Raw genomic sequence first — 22,559 nt, 5'->3', positions numbered from 1 at the left:
TTAATGCGTCCAAGTTTCGGGGCGCAGTTCAAGAACTCATCGGGGGCTTTTCGTATCTAAAACGAGTTTTGACTAGCGGCGGTTACCGGTCGCAAAGCCCAGGTAGCCAGTGTTCGGGTATGCACTGCTCGGGTAACTGCTGTTCGGGTAGGTGTTCGCAGATGCACCGTACCAGGAGCGGTAACGCGGGGTGTGGCCGTGACGCGGACGCGACGGGTAGGAGGGGCGAGTCACCGGGCGGGACGGGCGGGTCCTGGCCTTCGGAGCCGGGGTCACCTTCGGTGCAGGGGTTACCTTCGGTGCGGGGGCCTGCTGACGCTTAGCGTCCTCCTCAGCCTTCTTGCGTGCCGCCTCTTCAGCCGCCTTCTTACGTGCGGCTTCCTCCTCAGCCTTCTTGCGTGCCGCGGCAGCATCCGCAGCCTCACGGTCGGAGCGGACCTGCTGAACCGCGCGTGCCGCATTCACAATGCCGGAACCGCACGCGGACTGGTCGCACTCAACGCCCTGAGAGGTGGACTGCAGGGCCTTCTTCGCCTGAGCGTACGTCAGCTTCGGGTCGACCGACTTCATGAGCGCCACAATACCGGCAACATGCGGTGCCGCCATGGAAGTGCCCTGGTACTCGGCGTAATCAGCCTTACCGGGAGCAGTCTTACCGGCGTTCAGGGTGGAGAGAATACCGCCACCCCAGTAGCGGCGGTCGCCACCGGGTGCGCTCACGTCCACGCGGGAGCCGTAGTTAGAGAAGTAGGAGCGCTTGCCATTCTTATCGGTTGCGCCCACATTGATGACGTCCTCGCAGTTGCCGGGGCTGGACTTCGAGGCATCAAAGTTGTTGTTACCCGCTGCGACGACCACGATGGAGCCGCGCTTATTCGCCTGAGCAATCGCCTGGCGGTACGGGGTGGTGCAAGTGCCCTCGCTACCGATGGACATGTTAATGACCTGGGCGGGGTTCTGGTTTGCGGGGACACCGCGCACACTACCACCGGCAGCCCAAATAATGCCGTCGGTGATGTCCGAGTCGAAGCCGCCGCAGGCGCCCAGAACGCGCACGGGCACGATCTTCGCCTCGGGTGCCACGCCGGCAATGCCCTCGTTATTGTTCGCGATAGCAGCAATAGTGCCCGCCACGTGGGTGCCGTGCCAGTCGGAGGCGGTCGCCTTCGAACCGGTGAAGCACTGGTTATCTACGGTCCAGTTGCCGGCGTCGGTCGGGTCGGAGTCGCGGCCGTTACCGTCGTTGGAGAACGCCGACTCGGCAATAAAGTCGTAGCCGGGCAGCACGTTAGCGTCCAGGTCCGGGTGGGCGGTAATGCCGGAGTCCAGCACCGCCACGGTCACGCCCTTGCCGCGGGTGGTGCCCCATGCCTCCAGCGCGGAGACGCCCTTTTCACCGGTGAGGGACCACATACGGTTCATCTTCGGGTCGTTAATCTTGACGGGCTCCGCGGAGGTGTGATCCACGGTAGCATAGCGGCGCATATCGGGCGACACGGAGGCGACCTTGGAGTTCGCGCTCAGGGCGTTCATATACTGCTGCGCCTGAGCCGGGGTGAGCTCCGCGGAGGTGGTGACCACGCTGGCATCCAGCGCGGTGGAGCGGACATAGCTGGTCTTAATGTTCAGCAGCTCGTCAATGCTCTGCACATCGGAGGTGATGCCCGCGTAGAGTGCGTCGGTCCAGGTCGCCTGCTGGGTGCCGGCGGCTGCGGACCAGTCAATCTGGTCTGCGGTGGCGTCGGTGGAGGCGGCATTCTTCGCCTCATCGGTGTAGGTGATGATGAAGCGGTTGTATGCCACGGGCGCGGACTGGGTGACCTGCGCATTATTGGAAATCTGGGCGGCGGTAGAAGCCTGTGCCGCCGCAGATGCCTTGGCCTGGTTAGCCTGCGCGGTGGGTACTGCCACGGCGGGGATAACACTTGCCGAAAGCAGGCAGGTTGCGGTGACGAAGCTCAGCAGGGAACGCTGGGGGCTGCGTGCCTGTGAGGGGCGAGCAATGCGAAGCATGGACATCCTTGAGGTGAGTGGTACCGAGTGCGCACGATGCGGCGTAACGTTGCCGACTCGCGTTGAGGGCGCAGAGTGAGGTGTGTGTACTCGGTACGAGTGAATACGGAAGAGTGAGGTGTTAGCGCTGTGCGGTGTTTTCATCGCACGTATCTGCCGGGCAGATGTCTCTGTGGGCAGATGTCGTTGTGCGGGGTGGTTGATGCATGGCGCTGTGGTGCGTGGTGTCTGCGTTGTTGCTTGTGGGGCTGTTGAGGGTAGCTCCACAATGTGCGTGCACGGGTACGCACCGTGAGATACTCTAGCACCCTTTTTCAGTTACTTTATGAATAAAATAACCTTTGTGATGCAGGTCATTTTATGCATAGATGAGTAAAACTTAAATCACTACTTTAAGTCGCGAGAATATTCCGACTAGGCATTTCTTTATCTGCATTTATATGAAAGAAAAATCTCATTATTTACGCCACACTATCGAGTTTTAGCCGCTTCACACATAGGAAAAGGTGCTAGGATATCGATATCTCACCACATAAACCACTTCCGAAGAGCTCCCGCACGGGGGTTTAGAGAAAAATACACATCAATGCAGTGATGTGCATTTTCTTTTTCTATTCGCTCCTCACAAGCAAATACACAAAAGAATGCAGATATTTTCTCAAAGGTGCATTTATGTGAGTGGATGACCAACCCGCTTGCCGCTTCCGGCACTCACATACGCAAAGGACCCCGATGTCTTTTACCACTCACCCCTCAGCGCGCGGTGTCGCACGCACCGCACTGAGCCTGGGTACTGCAGCAACACTCGTCGCAACCCTGGGCGCCCCCGCATCCTTTGCGGCACCCGCACAGGCCAACAGCGCCGAACGCGCAAAAGCCCACACCACCATCTCCTCCCTCAGCTCCGCACAGCAGAAGGCAGGCTTCAACCGCTTCGTTATCACCTACACCGATAGCGCACTGAACGCAGGCGGCATCAACTGGGCAAGCCCCGCAGGCACCCAGGTTGCCACCTGGAACGACGCCCTCTACCAGGGCCTCACCTCCGAGGTGAAGAGCGTCGACGACCTCTTCAAAATCAAAACCAACTACGTACGCACCACCGCCCAGAAGGCAACCGTGGTGACCCTCTCCTCCAAGCTCACCGCAGAGCAGGCGGAGAAGTACATGGCAACCCTGAGCTCCAACCCCTCCGTCGCATCGGTAGAACCCGACCTACTGCGCCGCTCCACTGCACGCGCTCGTGGTGCTGCCACCTCCAAGGTCGCTCAGGTAGCTCAGGCATCGAACCAGGCTGTAGCACCGAACGACACCCTCTACCCGCAGCAGTGGAACCTGCACGGCACCAAGGGTCTGGCTGCACCCGAGGCGTGGAAGACCACTCAGGGCGCTGGCGTGACCGTTGCTGTGATTGACTCCGGCATCGTCAAGCACCCCGACCTGGACGCTAACGTCCTGCCCGGCTACGACTTCATCACCGAGCCCTCCATTGCTCGTGACGGCAACGGCCGCGACTCCGACCCGACCGACCAGGGCAACTGGGAAGAAGCGGGCGTCTGCGGTGCTGATGCAGAGGCAAGCGAGTCGAACTGGCACGGCACCCACGTTGCCGGCTCCATCGCGGCGATTATGAACAATAAGCGCGGTATCGTCGGTGTGGCACCCTCCACCAAGATCCTGCCCGTGCGTGCCCTGGGCATGTGCGGCGGCTACGACTCCGACATTGCGGATGCAATGGTTTGGGCAGCCGGCGGCACCGTTGAAGGCGTTCCTGCGAACTCCAACCCCGCCAAGATCATTAACCTCTCCCTCGGCGGCGAAGGCACCTGCCCCGCAACCTACTCCAAGGCTATTGCTGAAGTGAACAAGCGCGGCGCGATTCTCGTTGTCGCTGCTGGTAACGATGGTCAGGACACTTCCAAGGTCGCTCCGGCTAACTGCGGCGGTTCGATCGTGGTGGGCGCTACCGACCAGAACGGTAAGCGTAGCGACTTCTCCAACTACGGCAAGATTGTTGATGTGAGCGCTCCCGGCAGCAACATCATGTCCACCGTGGATCTGGGTACCACCGTGTCCACCGGCGCAGGCTACACCGAGTACGACGGCACCTCCATGGCAGCACCCCAGGTTGCTGGCGTGATTGCTCTGATGAAGTCCGTGGATCCCTCGCTGAACGCTGAGCGTGCAAAGCAGATTCTGAAGCAGAGCTCCAAGCCGCTCACCTGCGATGTGAACGGTTGCGGTTCCGGCATTGTGAACGCCGCGAGCGCACTGGCTATGGTGCAGGGCAAGAAGGACCCGAACCCGCAGGCAAAGCCCTGGCCGAAGCGTGCACCCAAGCACCCGACCCGTGCGGCTCGTGTTGGTTACGTGACTAACCCGGCTGTTAACCACAACCCGCCGTTCCTGATTACTGCTCACGGCCTGATTCCCGGTCAGTAATCGGCATGTTGCCAGCTCGGAAGCCGGTGAGCCAATAGGCTTCTGAAGGATGCCACATACAAAAAGCCCCCGTTGAGTTTTCTCAGCGGGGGCTTTTCGTGAACAGAAACGCTGCGGCTTTTGATGCTGCAGCATGCTTCTCCCACCCACCCTCACGACTGACAGGTGGGAGAAATCTTTGGGCACGCCCCTAACGAGCTGGACGCTAGGGTAGACGAGCTAGGGGCGTACCTGGGAGGCACGCACACCGGTACGGATACCGGCAGCCTCCATGCGAGTGGACTCGTAGCTCACCGCGCGCAAGCCGGAAGAGGCGGCGATTGCCTGAGTCTTTTCTCGCGTATTTTCCTGACGCTGGGTGGGTAGAAAAACCCAGCGGCGCTGGACCGCGAAGCTGATCGGGATCAGAATCAGTTCGGTCAGGATCTTGGCGACCAGCAGGGACACGCCCAGGCCGGTCAAAGCTTCCATCAGAGCCGCGTTGGCTGCGAGGATACCCACCGCCAGCACGGTGTACCGTACCAGCGAGGAGGATGCCGAGGGGCGTGCGCCTCCGTCGTGCATGAGCATTCGGTTGACGGTGAAGTTCGTCAGTGCCGAGATGATGCGGGCACCGACCACAGCTGCCAGCAGCGGAGCGCCCATGCCCACCAGGACGAAGAGAGCGATAGCATCCACGAGGAAGCCGGTCAGGAAAGACGAAGCCAGGAAGGCAAGCAGCGGTGCGTAAATGAGCGCCGAGTCCTGCAGAGGCCTAAAGTGGCTGGTCGGGTTGCCCGGCTCGTAGACCTTCACGATGGGTACCTGCACCAGGTCCACGTCTGCGCGGGTTGCGCGAAGCAGCATGGAGAACTCGTACTCGTACTTATCGCCGGGAATCTGCAGTAGCCAGTCCAGGATCTGCGGGGTGAAGCCGCGCAGACCGGTCTGGGTGTCTGCCACGCGGGCTCCGGTCGCCAGGGCGAAGAAGCCTACGGTTGCGCTATTGCCAATTTTGGAGCGCAGCGGCACCTTGGTGCCTTCTTCGCCGGCATTCGGGTCGGGCTTGGTGCGCACGCCGAGGATGATGCTCTTCTGGCCTGCCACCGCGGCGGTTTCGGTGCGCACACCCACACGGAAGATGTCCCGAGGTAGGTGCTGGCCGTCCGCGTCGGCGGTGACGATGACCTCGTCGGGGCGGTTTGCTTTCGCCCAGGCGATGCCGGTGCGCAGTGCCGCACCCTTGCCTTTGTTGGCGGGGTGGATCTGCACGGTCACGCCGTCGATGCGCAGTTCGGTAAAGATGGGTGCGTAGGTGCTGCCGGATCCGTCATCAATCACGAGGATTTCGGCGTCCGGGTCCTGTTCGCGCAGGGCCCGGGCAAGGCGGACCAGTGATTGGTCCGGCTTATAGGCGGGTATCAGGATAATCACGATGCGCTCCCTGCAATGTAGAGGATGTCGCTGGTGCCACGTTCCTTGGTGCCACCCTGCGGGCGGTTGACCAGCTTGTTGTTGAAGACCATGGCGGAGGAGCCACCACCATCCAGGTTGTAGGCGCTCACGCAGCCGAGGTCCTTGAACATCTGGGCGAACTCGGGCATGGTCACGCCACGCGAGTAGTTGGTGGAGCGGCCGTCGACCACGATGAAGACCAGGTGGTTGGTGCCGAGCACGCCCACACCGGTTCGCGGCTGGTAGCTCTGGATGGAGTGGTTACCGAAGTTGGTGTCCACCTCGACGCTGTCGATGCCGTCGACGATTGCGGAGTCCTTGACCAGTGCGGGGCCGAAGGAGAGGGTGTTCCACACGCCCTCGTTGACGAGGGTCTGGGCGTTGGTTGCGGTTTCGTCGTAGAGCTTGACGGAGCCGTCGCGGTAGAAGGCCAAACCCTCGCGAGCGCCGGAGTCACGGTAGACAACACCGTTTCGGATCACGATGCCGGTGGTACGGAAGCCGTAATAGTCGCCGTTGATTGCCCAGATGCCGTTGTGTTCGGAGGCAATGTTCGAGGGGGTGTCGATGATGTTCTGGCCGAACTTGTTGTTGGCGAAGGCGCTTCGCAGCAGGGTTGCGTTGTCGAGCTTGATGTCTGCTACGAAGGAGACGACCGCGTCCGAGCCGCTGCCGGTGGTGTTGGAGGTGATGGTGATCGAGCCTTCGTTAGCGGTGAGGCTCTGGCCGTTGACCTTCACGCCGGTCAGTTCGGTGGGATCTGCGGTGGCGGAGCCGGAGGCGCTTGCGTTTGCCTGAGCTGCTGCCGCCTCGTAGGCGGTGGTGTCTTCGATTTCGGTGTGCTCTGCCAGGTAGCGGTTGTATGCCCAGCCTGCACCGCCGCCGACTACTGCGAGTGCGCCGAGGCCGCCGCCGATGAAGATTCGACGGGTGAGCTTCTTCTTGGCTAGCTTCTGCTCTGCTGCGGTTTGTGCGGCGGTTGCTTGTTCTGCCGCGGTCTGGGTGGTCTGGTCAATGTTCTGAGTCATGTTCTGTTCGTTGTTCATGTCTCTAGAATGCCGGGCTATTCTCTGTGCCAGGCATGACTAAGCTGTGCAGAAGCTATGTATGCTTATTCATTTCAAGCTTTTTTATTACCAACTACGCTCTATTACCAGATGGCTCTATGCATATTTATGTATAAACATGTGCATTGGCTTTGTGCTCCACATAGTTAAGACCCCCGCCGGCAGCCCACCCTTGCGCTCACATCCGGGTGCATCCGCACAAACTGCAGGCATGAACAAATTGGGGGGGCACGAAACAAACTGCGGGCACGAAAAAACCGGCTGAGCACCCCGTGCGGGGCCTCAAGCCGGTTCATCATCTATGAAATACGCTCGGTCGATATGCACCGAATCATTCCGCGTATTCTTTATGCCTCATCCTCGTAGGACGCGTACTTTTCTGCGTATGCCGAGTAGTCGTCCTCGTCGTCATAGCGACGGCGGGACGAATCGGAGGACTTCGTTTTCTTCGCGCTGCTGAGCTCGCGCTCGAGTGCGCTGTAGTCGGTCTCGGGGCTGAAGTACTTCATCTCCCGAGCCTGCCTTGTTGCTTTAGCCTTCTGACGGCCGCGCCCCATGGCGTGACCCCCTCTTTCATCCTGTCCGAGGCGAACAGCACGCGCGGCGCATCGCTCTCGGATCGTTCAACAGTCTTTACTACACTATAGAGTACCCTGTTTCAGCCCTGAATGTCTCGCTCAACGGCACCTATTTTGCGTATCATGACACTTCTTCGCACCGGAACAACCGTTTTATTTTGCACCCGCAGCTTTTTTACCCCAGACGCCACACACCCCATATAACACGTAGCCCCGCACCGGATATATCACTACGTCCGATGCGGGGCGAGTGTCTCTGCCTCCGGCTCACTCACAAGACCGGATTCAGAGAGGGTACCGTGCAGGTCATGACATCCCGCACGGGGTCTAGGGAGAGCCCCCTGCCGCTGAGCCTGCGCCGAAGGAGCTGCTAGCTTGCGGTAAAGGAGCCCAGCGAGGTGGCGTTAGAAGCCAGGGTGGTGCTGGATGCATCCACGCTATCGGTGGTGGTGTACACGGTGTAGCTCTCGCCCTTGGTGATCTTGGAGCTGGAGACCAGGATCAGTGCGGTGCTGGAGTTAGTCACCTTGTAGTTCGCCACCACGTTACCGGAGGAGTCGGTCACCTGTACGGTGGTGCCAGCGCTCAGGTTCGATACGTTGCTGATCTTCACGTAGCCGCTGGTGGAGTTGGTCGCGGGCGCCTCGAACATGTCACCGGAGTTACCCGCGGCCACGGTCGTGCCGTTGAGCAGCAGGTCGCCGTTGGTGTCCAGGGATGCGTTACCGCCGGTGAAGGGACCGTTCACAATCAGGGTGCCACCGGAGAGGGTTGCCGTACCGTTGGAGTCGATGCCGTCGCCGTTCGCGTTCACGGTGACGGTACCGCCGGTGATGTTGATAGTTGCGTCGACGACCTCGAAGGTACCGCCACCACCCATGCCACCACCCATGCCGCCACCTGCGCCACCACCAGCCGGGGGCTGACCCATAGTGCCCGAGGGAGCCTGACCGCCACCTGCAGGTGCCTGACCTGCGCTACCGCTGGGTGCCTGGGGTGCAGACTGGTTACCCTGTGCAGTCTGGCCGCCCTGCGCGCTCTGCTTAGTCGAGGTTGCAGTAGTCGACTCAGTACCGGTCGAGGTGGTGCTGGTCGAGGTGGTGCTGGTCGAGTCGGTGGTAGTCGTAGTGCTATACGAGGCGTTGATACCGTCATCCGAGCTAGTCACGTTCACGGTGCCGTCCAGGATATTGATGTACTGCGCCTCAATACCCTCGTTCGACTCGGTGATATTCAGGGTACCGCCCGAGATTTCCAGCACGCGCTCGGCCTTGAAACCGTCATCACCTGCGGAGATGTTCACGGTACCGCCGCTCAGGCGTACCCAGCCGCGGTTGCCGTCGGTGTCGTTGGTTGCCTTGATGCCGTCCTTGGTGGCGGTCACGGTCACGGTGCCGTCGAGAATATCGACATAGTCCTTACCCTTGATGCCGGTGTTTGCCGCGGTCACCTCCAGGGTGCCGGAGGCAATGACCAGGCCATCAGAGGTGTGGATACCTTCTTCGTACTTACCTTTAACCTTCAGGGTGCCTTCGCCCGCCAGGGTCAGGTCACTCTTGGAGTAGATAGCTGCATCGGGGCTACCGCTGGCGGTATCCGAGTAGGAGGAGCCGTCAGAGACGGTGTTGGTGGTACCCGAGGCGGTGTAGATAACGACTTCGTCCGCCTCAACAACGTTGATAGCTGCACCGGTGGAGTTGGTGATTGTCGCGTTGTTCAGGATCAGGCGGACCATGTCGCTGTCGGCTGCATCAACCTTAATCTGGCCATCGTAGGTGCCGGTGAGCTTGTAGTTGCCCGCCTTGGTGATGGTGATGACGCCGTCGCTGACGGTCACACCGTCGGTCGCGGTCGGGTTAGAAAGATCGATAGTAACTTCGCTGGAGGAATCCCAGGTCAGATCCTTTGCGGAGTAGTGGGTGTCCTCGGCGAGCTTCGCGCCACTCTTCACGTCGGTGGAGAAGGAGTCTGCCACCTTCGACGTGGTGCCCGAAGTGCTCGAAGCGGAGGTACTGATTGCACTCGAAGCGCTGGCATTCGATGCCGAGGTTGCCGAGCAGCCGGTCAACGCCAGGGCTGCCAGGAGGGTAATGGAGGTTGCGCTCTTAATCATATTGCTCTTTTTCACGGGTTTTCCTTTGTGTTTGGGTGACCACTCGCGTAGAGCCAGCGCCACAGGGGTAAGACGTATGTGAAATGTGAATATGTGTGAGAGCGGTTATTGCCTGTGTGGGGCAAATAAGGCCGATGTTGTGCTTGGTTCGGGGGTATAGGTTAGGGGGCTGGGGACGCGGGTAAGGTAGGTGCGCTACCCTACCCGCGCATCCAGATTGTTGTTATAGCCAGATTGCCGTTTTAGGCGGCTGCGAAACGCTCGGTCAGCAGCTTCTGGTAGTCCTCTTCGGTCATGTCATCCACGTTCAGGCGGGTGCCATTGACCGGTTCCAGGTGCATCCAGTTCTTCAGGGTTTCTTCCCACTTGTTGCTTGCCAGCTGCGGGTTCAACGCCGCCATACCGGTTGCAAACTTGGAAATCTTCGCGGGGGTGATGCCCGCATCCCAGAGGTGCTGATCTGCCACGGAAGGCTCCACGCCGGACTTGGTTTCGATGATGACCGCGTTCGGCAGGCCGTAGGTGGTGCCGACCAGGTTGCCGTGGTAGTTGCGGTAGTTCACGCCCGCCATGAGGATGTTCTCGGAGAGAGGGGTCCAGGTCAGGGCGTTATCTACGGTCATACGGGAGGCGACCGGGTTCTTCTCGCTCTGCGGCAGGAAGACCGTGGTACGGCGGTAGCCGGTGGTCAGGACCGCCTCCAGCTTGTGCACGGGGCCGGCGAGGATATCGCCGAGTGCTGCGGTGATGTACTCGTGACCTTCCGCGGTGAGCTGATCGCGGTTCTCGAAGGTGTACGGGATACGCTTCTTCACGGTCATATCCTGCTCATCGTCGGTCTTGACCTCCAGGAAGGTCAGCTCCGAGTCCAGGTAGCTACGGGTACGGATCTTGAAGGTGTCGTCGCGGCTGTAGGCTGCCGAGTGGTAGCTCTGCATCTGCGGGGTGTCGAAGTAGACCGAGTCGTAGGCGAAGTCGCGCTGGCCCTTGATTTTCATGACGGAGGCGTCTGCATCGAGCGTGGAGAGTACCTTGGCGGCGGTTTCTGCGTCGACAATGTACTTGCGGTCCACGCGGGTCTGCATGGCTGCCTTCTCGTTCATGGCTTCGAGGCTGATGCTCTTCCACTCTGTGGGGATGATGTTTGCGGCTGCGTTAGTCATGGGTCTTCGTCCTTCTGGGGTGCCGTCCCTGCGTTTTGGGCTGTGCGCTGGGGGCGGCGTGTCGTGGATATCGGAGATGTTTGTGCGGCTGGAGTGAATCGGAGGCTTGTATACCGGCTGGTCTTACTTGCCTACCGGGGTGCGCTGGAGCGGAACCATCCGGGTGTCCAGGGTGGTGTGCGCCTCGGCGGTGGGAACCTGAGGTGCTGCCGGGTAAGCCGCAGGAGCCTGCGATGCTACTGTCTGAGCGGCTACAGGCTGAGCCGCCTCCACTGCCGCGGGGGTGCCGCCCTCGGGGGTTTCCTTGGGCTGGTAGGTGACGGTGGCGCGGGTCAGGTTGTTCACCATATCCAGCTCGGTAACGCTGACCGAGGTGACGGTGTAACCCAGGCGAGCGCTCAGGTATGCCTTGAGCTCTTCCTCGTCGCTGATCGCACGATCGGCGGTAACGGTCTGAGTCTGATCGATAGAGACCGGGGCGCTACGCGAGTCGAGGATCGCGATCAGGGCGACCAGGGTAGCCATGAGGCCGAAGGCGATGTACGCCGGGCTAATGTTCACACCTGCGATCATGCCGACCGAGAGAGCTACGAAGTAGTAACCCACCTCGCGCTGGCTCAGGGCGGTGGATCGCAATCGGATAATCGACAGGACACCGAAGAGGCCCATACCCATAGCGGATGCGTTCGATCCGGCGGATACCAGCGCCACCGAGACGGTGAAGATGCCGGCGTTGATGACCGCGTAGGAAATCATCAGTTCGCGGTTGCGGTGCCGCACCATGTAGAGGGTGCAGAGAGCTGCGATGGCTATGGCATCGGCAATCGCCATGGTCAGAATAGTCATTGGGTGCTCCAGATATCGTGTCGTGATGTTCGCTTAGCTCTAGCTGTCTGTTCATCAGCTTCGGGCTGTGCGTTCTTTGTAGTATCTAGATTCCCGTGCAAGCCTGTGTTTACCCTGTGCTGCCCTTAACTTAGAGATAAGTGTTATATGTCTCTAATAAATACCCTTATCGTGGTGCTATTCAATCGTAATTTTTCTCTTTTCTCGCGTCCTTGACGGAGCATCCCACAGCTTCAAAAAGCACAAAAAATGGGCTCCCTCCGATATGGAGGGAGCCCATAAAAGCAGCTAAAAACTTAGCGACTAGGCGCTATTATGCCTTCTTGCGCATGCGGGTTGCCACGATGGTCGCGCCACCAGCACCCAGAGCAATCAGACCCAGGCCAGCAGCGGTCATCGCATCGGATGCACCGGTCTTAGCCAGGGAAGAAGAACCCTTGGAAGATGCGTTCGAGGAACCGGAGCCCAGGTTGTCGTTCGAGCCGGAGCTCAGCGAAACGCTGTCAGACTTGGAGTTCTCGTAGTTCGGCTGCTCTTCGCAACCCACACCATTGTTATTGGCATCAAACTTCTCACGGAAGTCCGGGTCGTCCTTAGAGATAGACGTGCCGCGGTCTGCCCACACGTCAGCGCAGTTCTGGTACTTGTAGGCTTTCTCGTCCTTTGCGGAGGAGTCGGAAGCCTGGTCAGACTTCTGCTCTTCAGCAGGTGCGGAGGTCTCTTCAGCAGGCTTGGTTTCCTTAGCGTCCTCAACTGCGGGAGCAGAGGGGTCGGAGGATGCAGACTCGGATGCCTCAGCGCTGGGCTCGGTGGTCGGAGCCGGGGTCGAGTCCTCGGAGGGAGCGGGGGTCGGATCCTCGGAGGGAGCGGGGGTCGGATCCTGAGAAGGAGTGGGGGTCGGGTCCTCCGAAGGAGCCGGTGCGGGCTGCTCTGCAACCTTAATGGTCACGGTAGCTGCCTTACCGCCGCGGGGAACGTCGCCGTCCTTCAGGGAGCCGGACAGCAGGTAAATGTCAACGGAAACGCTGCCGTGCAGCTCTTCCTGCCAGGGGATGGTAACGGAGAAGTTGCCAGCCGCGTCAGCGTGGATTTCCAGGTAGTCCTGGCCATTAATCTTGACAGCACCCTTGTTCAGCTTCAGTGCCAGGACGGAACCGGAGGTGCCGTCAGCGGTCTTGAAGCCCTCGCCGCCAATGTTCAGACCCTGACCCTCAACCCATACGTCGGGGGCGATGAACTGTGCAGAGTCTGCGTAGGTGTGGACAACCTGAGGTGCGCCTTCAACAGCGAAGGTCGCGGGGACGGAAGTAGCAACGAGGCCACAGCCGATGAGGGCGGTGGCACCAATGCGTGCGATGTTGTTTCGAATATTCATGCCACCCATTCTAACGAGCGAAGCTTGGGATACCGGCTCCCAAGACGCTAATTTGCCATGACCTGACTCACAAAACATATTTTTCTTGAAGGTTTCTTGAAGGCATGGTTGAACTATATAAGCCTTTTGCACCGCCGTGCACACCTAAACTCTCAACCCGACATTGAAGAAACTAACAGGTACATACCCCATCCCATCAGCACAACCCAATAGCAAAAACCACCCCGTTAAACGCGAAAATCCCTTCCGCCTGAACGCTCGAAAGCATTCAGGAGAGGGGACTCTCACGCACCGCACCGGGCGGCGGCAATAGTTTTAGGAGTTCTTGCGGTTGCGCACAGCGGTCACGCCAGCAACACCCAGGCCCAGAGCCACCAGGCCCATACCAGCAATGGTGAAGGCGTTAGAAGCACCGGTGTTAGCCAGGGAAGAGCGCTGAGCGCGGCTCGAGGTGTAGCTGCTCGAAGAGGAGGAGTCGCCGCCCAGGTTATCCAGACCACCAGAGTTGCGGGACGAAGAACCCGAGGAGCTGTTGGAGGAGGAACCGTCGGTTACCTCGCTGTTAATGACCTCGCAACCCAGGCCGTTACCGTCGTTATCAAACTTCTTGCGGAAGTCTGGGTGGCTTTCGTGCATAGGCGCCAGGCCAGCGGCCGCAACCTCTGCACAGTTCGCGAAGCGAGTGCTCTCAGCCGAAGCAGTCACCTGCTCGGTAGCGGAGGCGGAATCACCCAGCTGATCCTTCGCCTCGTTCGCAACGGCTGCGTTCTGATTAGCAGCAGCCGACTCGGTAGCAGGTGCCGAAGCGGAGGGGGTCGCCACCACAGAAGCCGATGCGGTAGCCGAGGGGCTCACCGAAGCGGTAGCGGACGCCTTCTCATCGGCGCGGTTCTTGATCTCTGCATCTACGGAGGCAACAACCTCATCAGCGGCGGTAGCCGAAGCCGAAGGAGTCGCAGATGCGGAGGGCGCAACAGAAGCGGAGGGGGTAGCCACCACGGAAGCCGAAGCAGAAGCGGTTGCCGAAGGGCTCACCGAAGCGGTAGCGGAGGGGGTTGCTTCCTGAACGGAACGAGCCTCAATCTTCACGGTCGCAGCCTTGCCGCCGCGAGCGGTGTCGTTGTCCTTCAGGGAGCCGGAGAGCAGGTAGACGTCCACGGAGATACGCTCATCCAGGTCGTTCTGCCAGGGAATGGAAACGGAGAAGTTGCCCTTCTCGTCAGCCTGAACTTCCAGGTAGTCCTTGCCGTCAATCTTGACGGAGCCCTTGTTCAGCTTGATAGCGATGACGGAGCCGGAGGTGCCGTCCTGAGTCAGGAAGCCTTCGCCGGTAATCTTCAGGGTTTCGCCCTTGTACCAGACCTCAGAGATGTGGGAAGTCGCCTTGTCGGAGTAGACGTGGGTGACGGACTCTTCACCGTTCTGAGCGAACGTTGCGGGGATTGCGGTGACCGCCAGACCGCAGCCGATCAGGGCGGTGGCACCGAAGCGAGTGATAGTGTGTCGAATGTCCATCCCATCATTTTATCCCCGCGCTCTGGGTGTATCCGCCTGTCCAGGGGCTATTTGCAATGACTTGCAACACAAAATAGCACTTTCGTGCAGTTAACGACGGGCCAGCTATAGGTCAGTGCACGCGCGGCAAAATTCGCCGGGCGCTAGCGCTACCTAGTCGTCAATCTCGTCAAGCATGAGCTCCAGTGCCTCACCCACGCCGGTGCGCCACAGGTAGGTAGCCTTCGCATCCGCACGACCGGGGCCGCCATTGATGACAGCGACCGGCTTGCCGGCACGCAGAGCCTCCAACACAATCTTGTAGCTACTCATAACCGCCACCGAGGAGCCCACCACCAGCAGCGCCGAACATTCAGCGAGCATGGCGTCCTTGAGCGCCTTACGTTCGGCGGGCACGGACTCACCAAAGTACACCACATCCGGCTTGAGGCGGGTCGAACCACAGCCAAGGCAGGGCACCATCTGAAAATCGCGGATATAGCGGTCGTCCAACTCCACATCGCCATCAGGGTTCACGCGCAGCTCTTCGTCTTCAAGGCGCGCCAGGTAGCCGAGGTTCGCAGCATCCAGGCGTGTATCCAGGCTTTCGCGACTCTCGTCCTGCCCGCAGTCCAGGCACACAATACGAGAGAGGTCGCCGTGCAGCGCCAGCAGACGGGAGCTTCCAGCACGGGCGTGCAGCCCATCCACGTTCTGCGTAATCACGCCGCTCACGGCACCCAGCTGCTCCAGCTCGGCGAGCGCATAGTGGGCGCGGTTCGGTTCGGCGCGGCGCATGCGGCGCCAACCCACGTAGGAGCGCGCCCAGTAGCGTTGGCGGGCGGCGTCATCGTAGCGGAATTCCTGGTAGGTCATGGGGCGGTGGTCGTGCAGGGAGCCGCCGGGTCCGCGGTAATCGGGGATGCCGGATTCGGTGCTCACTCCCGCGCCGGTGAGCACGAGAACCTTACCCGCTTTGAGTAGCTTGGCAATACCCGCGGAGGCGTATTCTTCGTCGTGCGGGGTGGCGTTCTCAGAGACAACGCGCTGAATCGAGCGGATTGCGGCACGGTGCACGGAGGCGATTTCTTCGCGCTGCTCACCGGCGGCGGCGAAGTTCTGGTGGTCAGTCCAGCGGTCCATTCTTCTCCTCAATGCTCTGTGTATTAGTGCGGTTCTAGTGCGTTAAACGGCTGTGGGGTACCCCCTTTCGAGGGTACCCCACAGCCTATTTCTTATGGTTTCGAATGTGCAAACTCAGCCACAGGCTAAGTCCGCCCAGCCAACCGGTTGAGCTTAGTTCTCAGCCTTCTGCTCACGCTCGGAGGTCACCGACAGGCCGTCGCTGGCAACGTCCGGGTTCACGTCCACGGTCACGGTGTCGCCGTCGTGGATTGCGCCGGAGAGGATGCCGCGAGCCAGGCGGTCGCCAATCTCACGCTGAACCAGGCGGCGCAGCGGGCGGGCACCGAATGCCGGGTCGTAGCCGGTCTTACCCAGCCACTCGAGGGCTGCCTCGGTCACGTTCAGGGTGAGGCGGCGGTCCTCCAGACGCTTAGCCATGCTCTTGATCTGCAGGCCCACGATCTGGCCCAGGTTCTCAGCCGACAGGGGCTGGAACATGATGATGTCGTCCAGTCGGTTGAGGAACTCGGGGCGGAATGCCTGGTGAACAACCTCCAGCGCCTTCTCGGATCGCTCCTCGAAGGGCAAATCCTGGTTGACCAGGTACTGCGAACCGAGGTTCGAGGTCAGGATCAGGATGACGTTGCGGAAGTCCACGGTGCGGCCCTGGCCGTCGGTCAGGCGGCCGTCATCGAGTACCTGCAGCAGGATGTCGAAGACCTCGGGGTGTGCCTTCTCGACCTCGTCGAGCAGGACCACCGAGTAGGGGCGACGGCGTACAGCCTCGGTCAGCTGACCGCCCTCTTCGTGGCCAACGTATCCGGGAGGGGCACCGACCAGGCGGGACACGGTGTGCTTCTCGGAGTACTCGCTCATGTCGATGCGTACCAGGGCACGCTCGTCATCGAACTGGAACTCAGCCAGTGCCTTAGCCAGCTCGGTCTTACCGACACCGGTCGGGCCCAGGAACAGGAAGGAACCAATCGGGCGGTTCGGGTCGGAGATGCCGGCGCGGGCACGGCGAACAGCGTCAGAGACAGCGACCACTGCGGCTTCCTGGCCAATGAGGCGGGCACCGATGCGCTTCTCCATTTCGAGCAGCTTCTCGGACTCACCCTGCATCATGCGACCTGCGGGAATGCCGGTCCAGGAGGAGATCACCTCGGCGATATCGTCCGCGGTGACCTCTTCGGAGACCATGGACTCGTTCTTGGCGGTGTCCTCGGCGCGCTGTGCTTCTTCCAGCTCAGCCTGCTTTGCGGGAATCTCACCGTACAGCAGGCGGGACGCCTCGGCGAGGTTACCCTCACGCTGAGCGACCTCTGCGCGAGAACGCAGCTCGTCGATCTGGGTCTTGATGTCACCCACGCGGTTCAGGCTTGCCTTCTCAGCCTCCCAACGAGCGTTGAGGGCGTCGAGCTGTTCCTTCTTGTCTGCCATATCCTTGCGCAGCGCTTCCAGACGCTCGACCGATGCGGGATCGGTCTCGTCGGCAAGGGCCAGCTCCTCCATGGTGAGGCGGTCCACGGCGCGGCGCAGCTGGTCAATTTCCTCCGGAGCGGAGTCAATTTCCATACGCAGGCGGGATGCTGCCTCATCAATCAGGTCAATTGCCTTGTCCGGCAGCTGACGGGAGGGAATGTAGCGGTTGGACAGGGTTGCTGCGGCAACCAGTGCGGAGTCAGCGATCTGCACCTTGTGGTGTGCCTCGTAGCGTTCCTTCAGACCGCGCAGAATACCGATGGTGTCCTCGACGCTGGGCTCGCCCACGTACACCTGCTGGAAGCGGCGCTCCAGTGCGGGGTCCTTCTCGATGTTCTCGCGGTACTCGTCCAGGGTGGTTGCACCGATCAGGCGCAGCTCACCACGGGCAAGCATGGGCTTGAGCATGTTGCCTGCGTCCATGGAGCCTTCGGATGCGCCGGCACCGACGACGGTGTGAATCTCATCGATGAAGGTCACGATCTGACCTTCGGACTTCTTGATTTCCTCGAGGACTGCCTTCAGGCGCTCCTCGAACTCACCGCGGTACTTTGCGCCTGCGACCATGGAGCCCAGGTCCAGGCTAATCAGGGTCTTGCCGCGCAGGGATTCGGGCACGTCGCCAGAAACCATGCGCTGTGCCAGGCCTTCCACGACGGCGGTCTTACCGACGCCGGGCTCACCAATCAGGACGGGGTTATTCTTGGTTCGGCGGGAAAGCACCTGCACGACGCGGCGAATCTCAGAGTCACGGCCGATGACCGGGTCGAGCTTGCCCGCGCGGGCAATGGCGGTCAGGTCGGTGCCGTACTTTTCGAGCGCCTGGAAGGTGCCTTCGGGGTCGGGGGTGTCCACGGTGCGGTCTCCTCGGACGTTGGGGATGGTCTGTGCGATGAGCTCTGCGGTAGCGCCGAGCTTGTGCATTGCTTCAGCGGTGCTATCGGTTCCGCTGGCAATGCCGAGCAGAATCATTTCGGTAGAAACGTAGGTATCTCCGAAGCCCTGGGCACGGGTCTGTGCCGCCTGCAGAGCGGAGAGCGCGGCACGGCTAAGGGAGGCGTTCTGCACGGAAGCGCCGGATGCCTTCGGCAGCTTCTTGATTTCAGCGGATGCTGCCTCGGAGATGGCGTCTACATCCAGGCCTGCTGCCTTGAGCACGGAGACTGCGATGCCTTCGCGCTGGTCCATGAGGGCCTTGAGGATGTGGGAGGTTTCAATAGTGGGGTTACCCGCCGTTTGCGCATTGGTGTTAGCGGCGGAGATAACTTCTTGACTCTTGGTCGTGAACTTAATATCCATGATGTCCTTTCGTATCGCTTTCAGGGGCCTATCCTACGTCCCTTCGCATTACATAACTTGAGTCTATCCCACTCAACTATGTTTCGCAAGCCCCTTGCAAAAAATTTTTCGTATTTTTCGCCCCGCCTCACACCCCTGAACCTCAAACAAAAGCCCCCGCCAAAACTCCCTGTCAAAGCCCCAGTCGAAGCCGCATTGCTATACTGACCGGATTGGGCGCTTGCAGGTTCCCATAACAGCTAAAGATTAGGGACCCCACATGAAAATACTGGTTCTCGGCGCAACCGGCCGCACCGGCCGCCTCTTCACCCACAAAGCCCTCGAGGGCGGGCACACCGTCACCGCCTACGTGCGCAACCCCGATAAGGCGCACACACTACTGGGAGCACACCAGAACCTCACCATCACCCCCGGTACCCTGGACGATGCCGAACGGCTCGCCGCAGCATCCGCCGGGCAGGACGTCATGGTGAGCACCCTGGGACAGAAGGCCACGGTGCGAGAGTTCCTTCACAGTACGTTCCTACAGGAGCGCCTGCCGCTCATCATGCAGGCGGTCACGGGCGCAGGCGTGAAGCACTGCGTTCTGCTGAGCGCCTACGGCGTGGGCGATACGGTACGAACCGCATCCCTGCCCATGCGCCTGGTATGCAAGGTCATCATGCGCGGCATTTTTACCGACAAGGTTAAGGCGGACGCCCTGGTTGCCGAGTATCAGCCGTATATTTCGCGTGCGCATCCGGGCAGGCTGACCGATAAGCCCGGTAGGGGCGGGGTGAAGGTGTTTGATATGGCGAGTGTCGAACGCGTTCCGAGCATTCCGACGATTGCCCGTGAGGACGTCGCCGATGCCCTGCTCACTATCACCAAGAACCCCCAGAACGCGGGCACAGATTTTTTGGTGACGATTGGGGATGCTGTCCTGCGGTCACCTCAGAAATAAACCGGTAGGCTTAATGGCATGACGACTACGAACACCTTCCCCGCCGCCATTCTCTTCGACCACGACGGAACCCTGGTTGACACCGAACCCGTATGGGCTGCCGCCAAGGTTGCTCTCGCTGCAGATTTCGGTGGCACGTGGACCGAGCAGGACACCCTCGATTGCTTGGGTCTGTCCATGCAGTTCACTCTGGATCGCCTGCGCGAGCGCGGCGTAAACCTGCCGGACGAAGAGATTAATGAACGTCTTGTGGCGAAGGTGCATGATGCTCTGGCGCATCAGCCGGTTGAGTTCCTGCCCGGTATTGAGCGTTTCCTTTCGGAGGTTCGCGAGGCGCAGATTCCGGCGGCAGTCGTCACGAATGCGACCACCTCCGTGGCTCGCCGCACCGCGAATGCGGCACCCGAGGGCACGTTCTCGGTGGTTATTGGTAATGATGAGACCACCCACCCCAAGCCGGACCCGCAGCCCTATCTTTTGGCGGCGGAGCGCCTGGGTGTTGATCCGACTCAGTGCGTGGCTCTTGAGGATTCCCCTTCGGGCGTGCGCAGTGCGACCGCGGCGGGTATGCGTGTCATTGTTGTGCCGGGCGAGCTGGAGGTTCCGGCGGAGCTGGGCACCGTGCACCTCAAGCACGAGGAGCTGACCCTGCAGGCGGTGCGCGCGCTGGCGTAGCCGCTTGGTTCGCAAACCGGAAGCCCGGCAGAGAAAGCTCTGCACGAAAACTGAATACGCTTCACCGTAAAGGGTGGGATGCGCGATACGAGATACCGCGCGTCCCACCCTTTGTGCATGCCTGGGCGGTGAGGATTTAAGGTTGGCGCAACAGGCAGATGACAATTTATTACGAATTGCTCAGAATAAGCTTGACAGCAGTTCCTTAAAATGATTTACTAATCAATAACGACTTCGGTGGGAATACAAACCTCACCGGACCACAAGCATCACAGCATCATGAAGGAGACCATCATGGCATTCGCAAACTACACCGCACCCGGCCTGACCCTCGAAGAAGGCAAGGGCATTTCCGAGGTTCTCCAGGCACGTCTGCACGACCTGAACGACCTGCACCTGCTGCTGAAGCACGCTCACTGGAACGTGACCGGCCCCGGCTTCATCGCCGTTCACGAAATGATTGACCCCCAGGTCGACACCGTCCGCGAGTTCGTCGACGCCATCGCAGAGCGCATGGCAACCCTGGGCGCAACCCCCAACGGCCTGGCTGGCGCACTGGTCGCACAGCGCACCGTTGAAGACTACCCCGTCGGCCGCGCACGCGTTGCTGACCACCTGCACGCTCTGAACGACGTGTACACCCGCGTGATTGAGGCTCACCGCAAGGCGATTGCATTCGCTGGCGAGTCCGACCCCATCACCGAGGACCTGCTGATTGGCCAGACCGCTGAGCTGGAGAAGTTCCAGTGGTTCATCCGCGCGTTCCTGGAAAACGGCGAAGGCAACATCTAAGCCGCAACCATCTAAGTTGTGGCCTCTAAACTGTAGCCTACCTATAGCGGCACGTCATGTAGGCGTTAGCTTTTAGAGTCACAAGCCGGGCGGGTGCGCTCTCCTTATGGAGGGTGCACCCGCCCGGCTTTTTACACTCGAAGCTGCCCCGCTTATTCCCAACCACTTTTACCTTTCCCGGCACTTGAGTCCTCGCCCGTGCGGTATCACAAAGTACGTTGAGGCGAACAATAACACCGGGTTAGGCCGTCCTAGATTTTCTGTTCGGAGTGCTCTACAGTGGTTCACTGATCAACTCAGAACACACAGATTAAACGCATGATTGCGCGCCCGGGAGATACCCGGCGCGACCCGCATCCGGCGGAAAGAGAGATATGAGCACGCACGCCCCGAACGAGCACGGCGAAGACACGTACGGCGAGCAGACCGAGAAGCTTCAAGCTGACGCGGCCGAGGCCGAAAGGACCGCAGCTGAGGCGACCGAGCACAAGCCGACCCGCCACAGTGCGGTTACTTCCCCCTCCCCCGCGCAGATTAAGCGTTGGCGCCGCTACCTGGCCGACGAGGAGTCGGAGGCACGCATCTACCGTTACCTGGCTCGCCGCGCCGAGGGCACCGACCGCGAAATCTTGCTGCAGGTTGCTGAGGCGGAGAAGCGTCACCAGCAACATTGGCGTGACATGCTCGGCGAACACGCGGATGTTCACGTGCGCCCGTCCCTGCAATCTCAGCTACTGCAGTTCTTGGCGAAGAACTTCGGTTCGGTGTTTATTCTGGCGATGGCGCAGCGCGCGGAATCCCGCTCCCCTTACGCTGAGGACCCGGACGCCACCGAGGAAATGGCGGCTGACGAGGCGATTCACGAGGAAATTATCCGTGCCCTGGCGACCAGTGGCAGGGAGAAGCTTTCGGGTAATTTCCGTGCGGCAGTCTTTGGTGCTAACGACGGTTTGGTGTCAAACCTGGCGCTGACTATGGGTATTACCGCCTCGGGCGCATCCAGCTCGATGGTTCTACTCTCGGGTATTGCGGGTCTGCTGGCGGGTGCACTGTCGATGGCGGCGGGTGAGTTCGTGTCGGTGCGCTCTCAGCGTGAACTGCTGGATGCATCCCAGCCGACCCAGGTGACCCTGCGTGTTGCGCACGATTTGGATTTGGACTCGAACGAGCTGGAGCTCATTTACCGTGCCCGCGGCATGGATCCGGACGCGGCGCATCACCGTGCGATGGAGCGCTTCGGCTACCTGGATTGTGACTGCGATCCGTCGCTGTCTCACCGCGAGGATGGGGATCGTGAGGAGAACGTGGCTTTGGGTACCGATATTGGTGCCGCCGCTGCTTCGTTTGCGTTCTTCGCTTCGGGTGCACTGGTTCCGATTCTGCCCTATATCTTTGGCTTGTCGGGTGTGTTCGCGATGGTGCTGTCTCTGCTGTTTGTGGGTGCGGCGCTGGGCTTCACCGGCGGCGTGGTGGGCCTGCTTTCGGGTGCTTCCCCGCTCAAGCGCGGTGTTCGTCAGATTCTAATTGGCTTTGGCGCTGCGTTCGTGACCTACCTGCTGGGTCTGGCGTTCGGCACGACGGTCGGCTAGTTACAACACCCCCAATAAGCTCTCGACAAGTGTATATAGCCGCTCTTGCATGTGCCGTAGCTTGAGCGCAAAGAAACCCCCGGCGGGTGATTTAAAATCTGAACTGCGCCCCGAAACTTGGACGCTATA

At 60.4% G+C, this 22,559-nt stretch carries 16 protein-coding genes; 5 read left to right on the top strand and 11 right to left on the bottom strand.

Annotated features, from left to right (window positions below):
• Positions 1-72: 72 nt before the first annotated feature.
• Positions 73-2,013 (bottom strand): S8 family peptidase, encoded by a 1,941-nt coding sequence (locus tag HMPREF2710_RS04430; RefSeq protein ID WP_070599734.1) that lies wholly within the window; start codon positions 2,011-2,013, stop codon positions 73-75.
• Between the two features lie 732 nt (positions 2,014-2,745).
• Here HMPREF2710_RS04430 and HMPREF2710_RS04425 point away from each other — a divergent pair.
• Complete coding sequence (locus HMPREF2710_RS04425) at positions 2,746-4,455, top strand: S8 family peptidase (RefSeq protein WP_070507157.1); 1,710 nt, start codon at positions 2,746-2,748, stop codon at positions 4,453-4,455.
• A gap of 219 nt (positions 4,456-4,674) precedes the next feature.
• Here the strand turns inward: HMPREF2710_RS04425 and HMPREF2710_RS04420 are convergent, their stop codons facing one another.
• The 10 genes from HMPREF2710_RS04420 to clpB form a co-directional block, all read right to left on the bottom strand.
• Positions 4,675-5,868, bottom strand: coding sequence for a bifunctional glycosyltransferase family 2/GtrA family protein (locus HMPREF2710_RS04420; RefSeq protein WP_070599732.1), 1,194 nt, complete (start codon positions 5,866-5,868; stop codon positions 4,675-4,677).
• Complete coding sequence (locus tag HMPREF2710_RS04415) at positions 5,865-6,935, bottom strand: phosphodiester glycosidase family protein (protein WP_070599730.1); 1,071 nt, start codon at positions 6,933-6,935, stop codon at positions 5,865-5,867. The genes HMPREF2710_RS04420 and HMPREF2710_RS04415 overlap by 4 nt, the downstream gene beginning before the upstream one ends.
• 368 nt (positions 6,936-7,303) lie before the next feature.
• Positions 7,304-7,513, bottom strand: coding sequence for a DUF3073 domain-containing protein (locus HMPREF2710_RS04410; RefSeq protein ID WP_005504588.1), 210 nt, complete (start codon positions 7,511-7,513; stop codon positions 7,304-7,306).
• A 391-nt stretch (positions 7,514-7,904) separates the two neighbouring features.
• Positions 7,905-9,662, bottom strand: a complete 1,758-nt coding sequence (locus HMPREF2710_RS04405; protein ID WP_070599729.1) for a carbohydrate-binding domain-containing protein — start codon at positions 9,660-9,662, stop codon at positions 7,905-7,907.
• A 227-nt stretch (positions 9,663-9,889) separates the two neighbouring features.
• Complete coding sequence (locus HMPREF2710_RS04400) at positions 9,890-10,810, bottom strand: polyphosphate polymerase domain-containing protein (protein WP_070599727.1); 921 nt, start codon at positions 10,808-10,810, stop codon at positions 9,890-9,892.
• Between the two features lie 123 nt (positions 10,811-10,933).
• Positions 10,934-11,656, bottom strand: a complete 723-nt coding sequence (locus tag HMPREF2710_RS04395) for a DUF4956 domain-containing protein (protein WP_070599725.1) — start codon at positions 11,654-11,656, stop codon at positions 10,934-10,936.
• Between the two features lie 313 nt (positions 11,657-11,969).
• Positions 11,970-13,031: an excalibur calcium-binding domain-containing protein gene (locus HMPREF2710_RS04390; RefSeq protein ID WP_070599723.1), complete on the bottom strand. Its 1,062-nt coding sequence runs from the start codon at positions 13,029-13,031 to the stop codon at positions 11,970-11,972.
• 315 nt (positions 13,032-13,346) lie between these two features.
• Entirely contained in the window at positions 13,347-14,546 is a 1,200-nt protein-coding gene (locus HMPREF2710_RS04385; protein ID WP_070599721.1) for an excalibur calcium-binding domain-containing protein, read from the bottom strand.
• 153 nt (positions 14,547-14,699) lie between these two features.
• Entirely contained in the window at positions 14,700-15,668 is a 969-nt protein-coding gene (locus HMPREF2710_RS04380) for a Sir2 family NAD-dependent protein deacetylase (RefSeq protein ID WP_044150102.1), read from the bottom strand.
• Between the two features lie 153 nt (positions 15,669-15,821).
• Positions 15,822-18,431, bottom strand: coding sequence for an ATP-dependent chaperone ClpB (clpB, locus tag HMPREF2710_RS04375; protein ID WP_070599719.1), 2,610 nt, complete (start codon positions 18,429-18,431; stop codon positions 15,822-15,824).
• Positions 18,432-18,690: 259 nt separating this feature from the next.
• Between clpB and HMPREF2710_RS04370 the strand changes: the two genes are divergently transcribed.
• The 4 genes from HMPREF2710_RS04370 (at position 18,691) to HMPREF2710_RS04355 (ending at position 22,430) form a co-directional block, all read left to right on the top strand.
• The gene (locus HMPREF2710_RS04370; RefSeq protein ID WP_070599717.1) at positions 18,691-19,374 is read left to right on the top strand and encodes an NAD(P)-dependent oxidoreductase; all 684 of its coding nucleotides are present in this window, start codon (positions 18,691-18,693) and stop codon (positions 19,372-19,374) included.
• An 18-nt stretch (positions 19,375-19,392) separates the two neighbouring features.
• The gene (locus HMPREF2710_RS04365) at positions 19,393-20,049 is read left to right on the top strand and encodes an HAD family hydrolase (RefSeq protein ID WP_070599715.1); all 657 of its coding nucleotides are present in this window, start codon (positions 19,393-19,395) and stop codon (positions 20,047-20,049) included.
• Positions 20,050-20,343: 294 nt separating this feature from the next.
• Complete coding sequence (gene dps, locus HMPREF2710_RS04360) at positions 20,344-20,841, top strand: DNA starvation/stationary phase protection protein Dps (protein WP_049357285.1); 498 nt, start codon at positions 20,344-20,346, stop codon at positions 20,839-20,841.
• 374 nt (positions 20,842-21,215) lie between these two features.
• On the top strand, positions 21,216-22,430 hold the full coding sequence (locus tag HMPREF2710_RS04355; protein ID WP_070599713.1) for a VIT1/CCC1 transporter family protein: 1,215 nt from the start codon (positions 21,216-21,218) through the stop codon (positions 22,428-22,430).
• Positions 22,431-22,559 lie beyond the last annotated feature (129 nt).

The organism is Rothia sp. HMSC069D01 (assembly GCF_001810135.1).
Classification (GTDB): domain Bacteria; phylum Actinomycetota; class Actinomycetes; order Actinomycetales; family Micrococcaceae; genus Rothia.
This window is presented reverse-complemented; position numbering and strand designations above follow the sequence as displayed.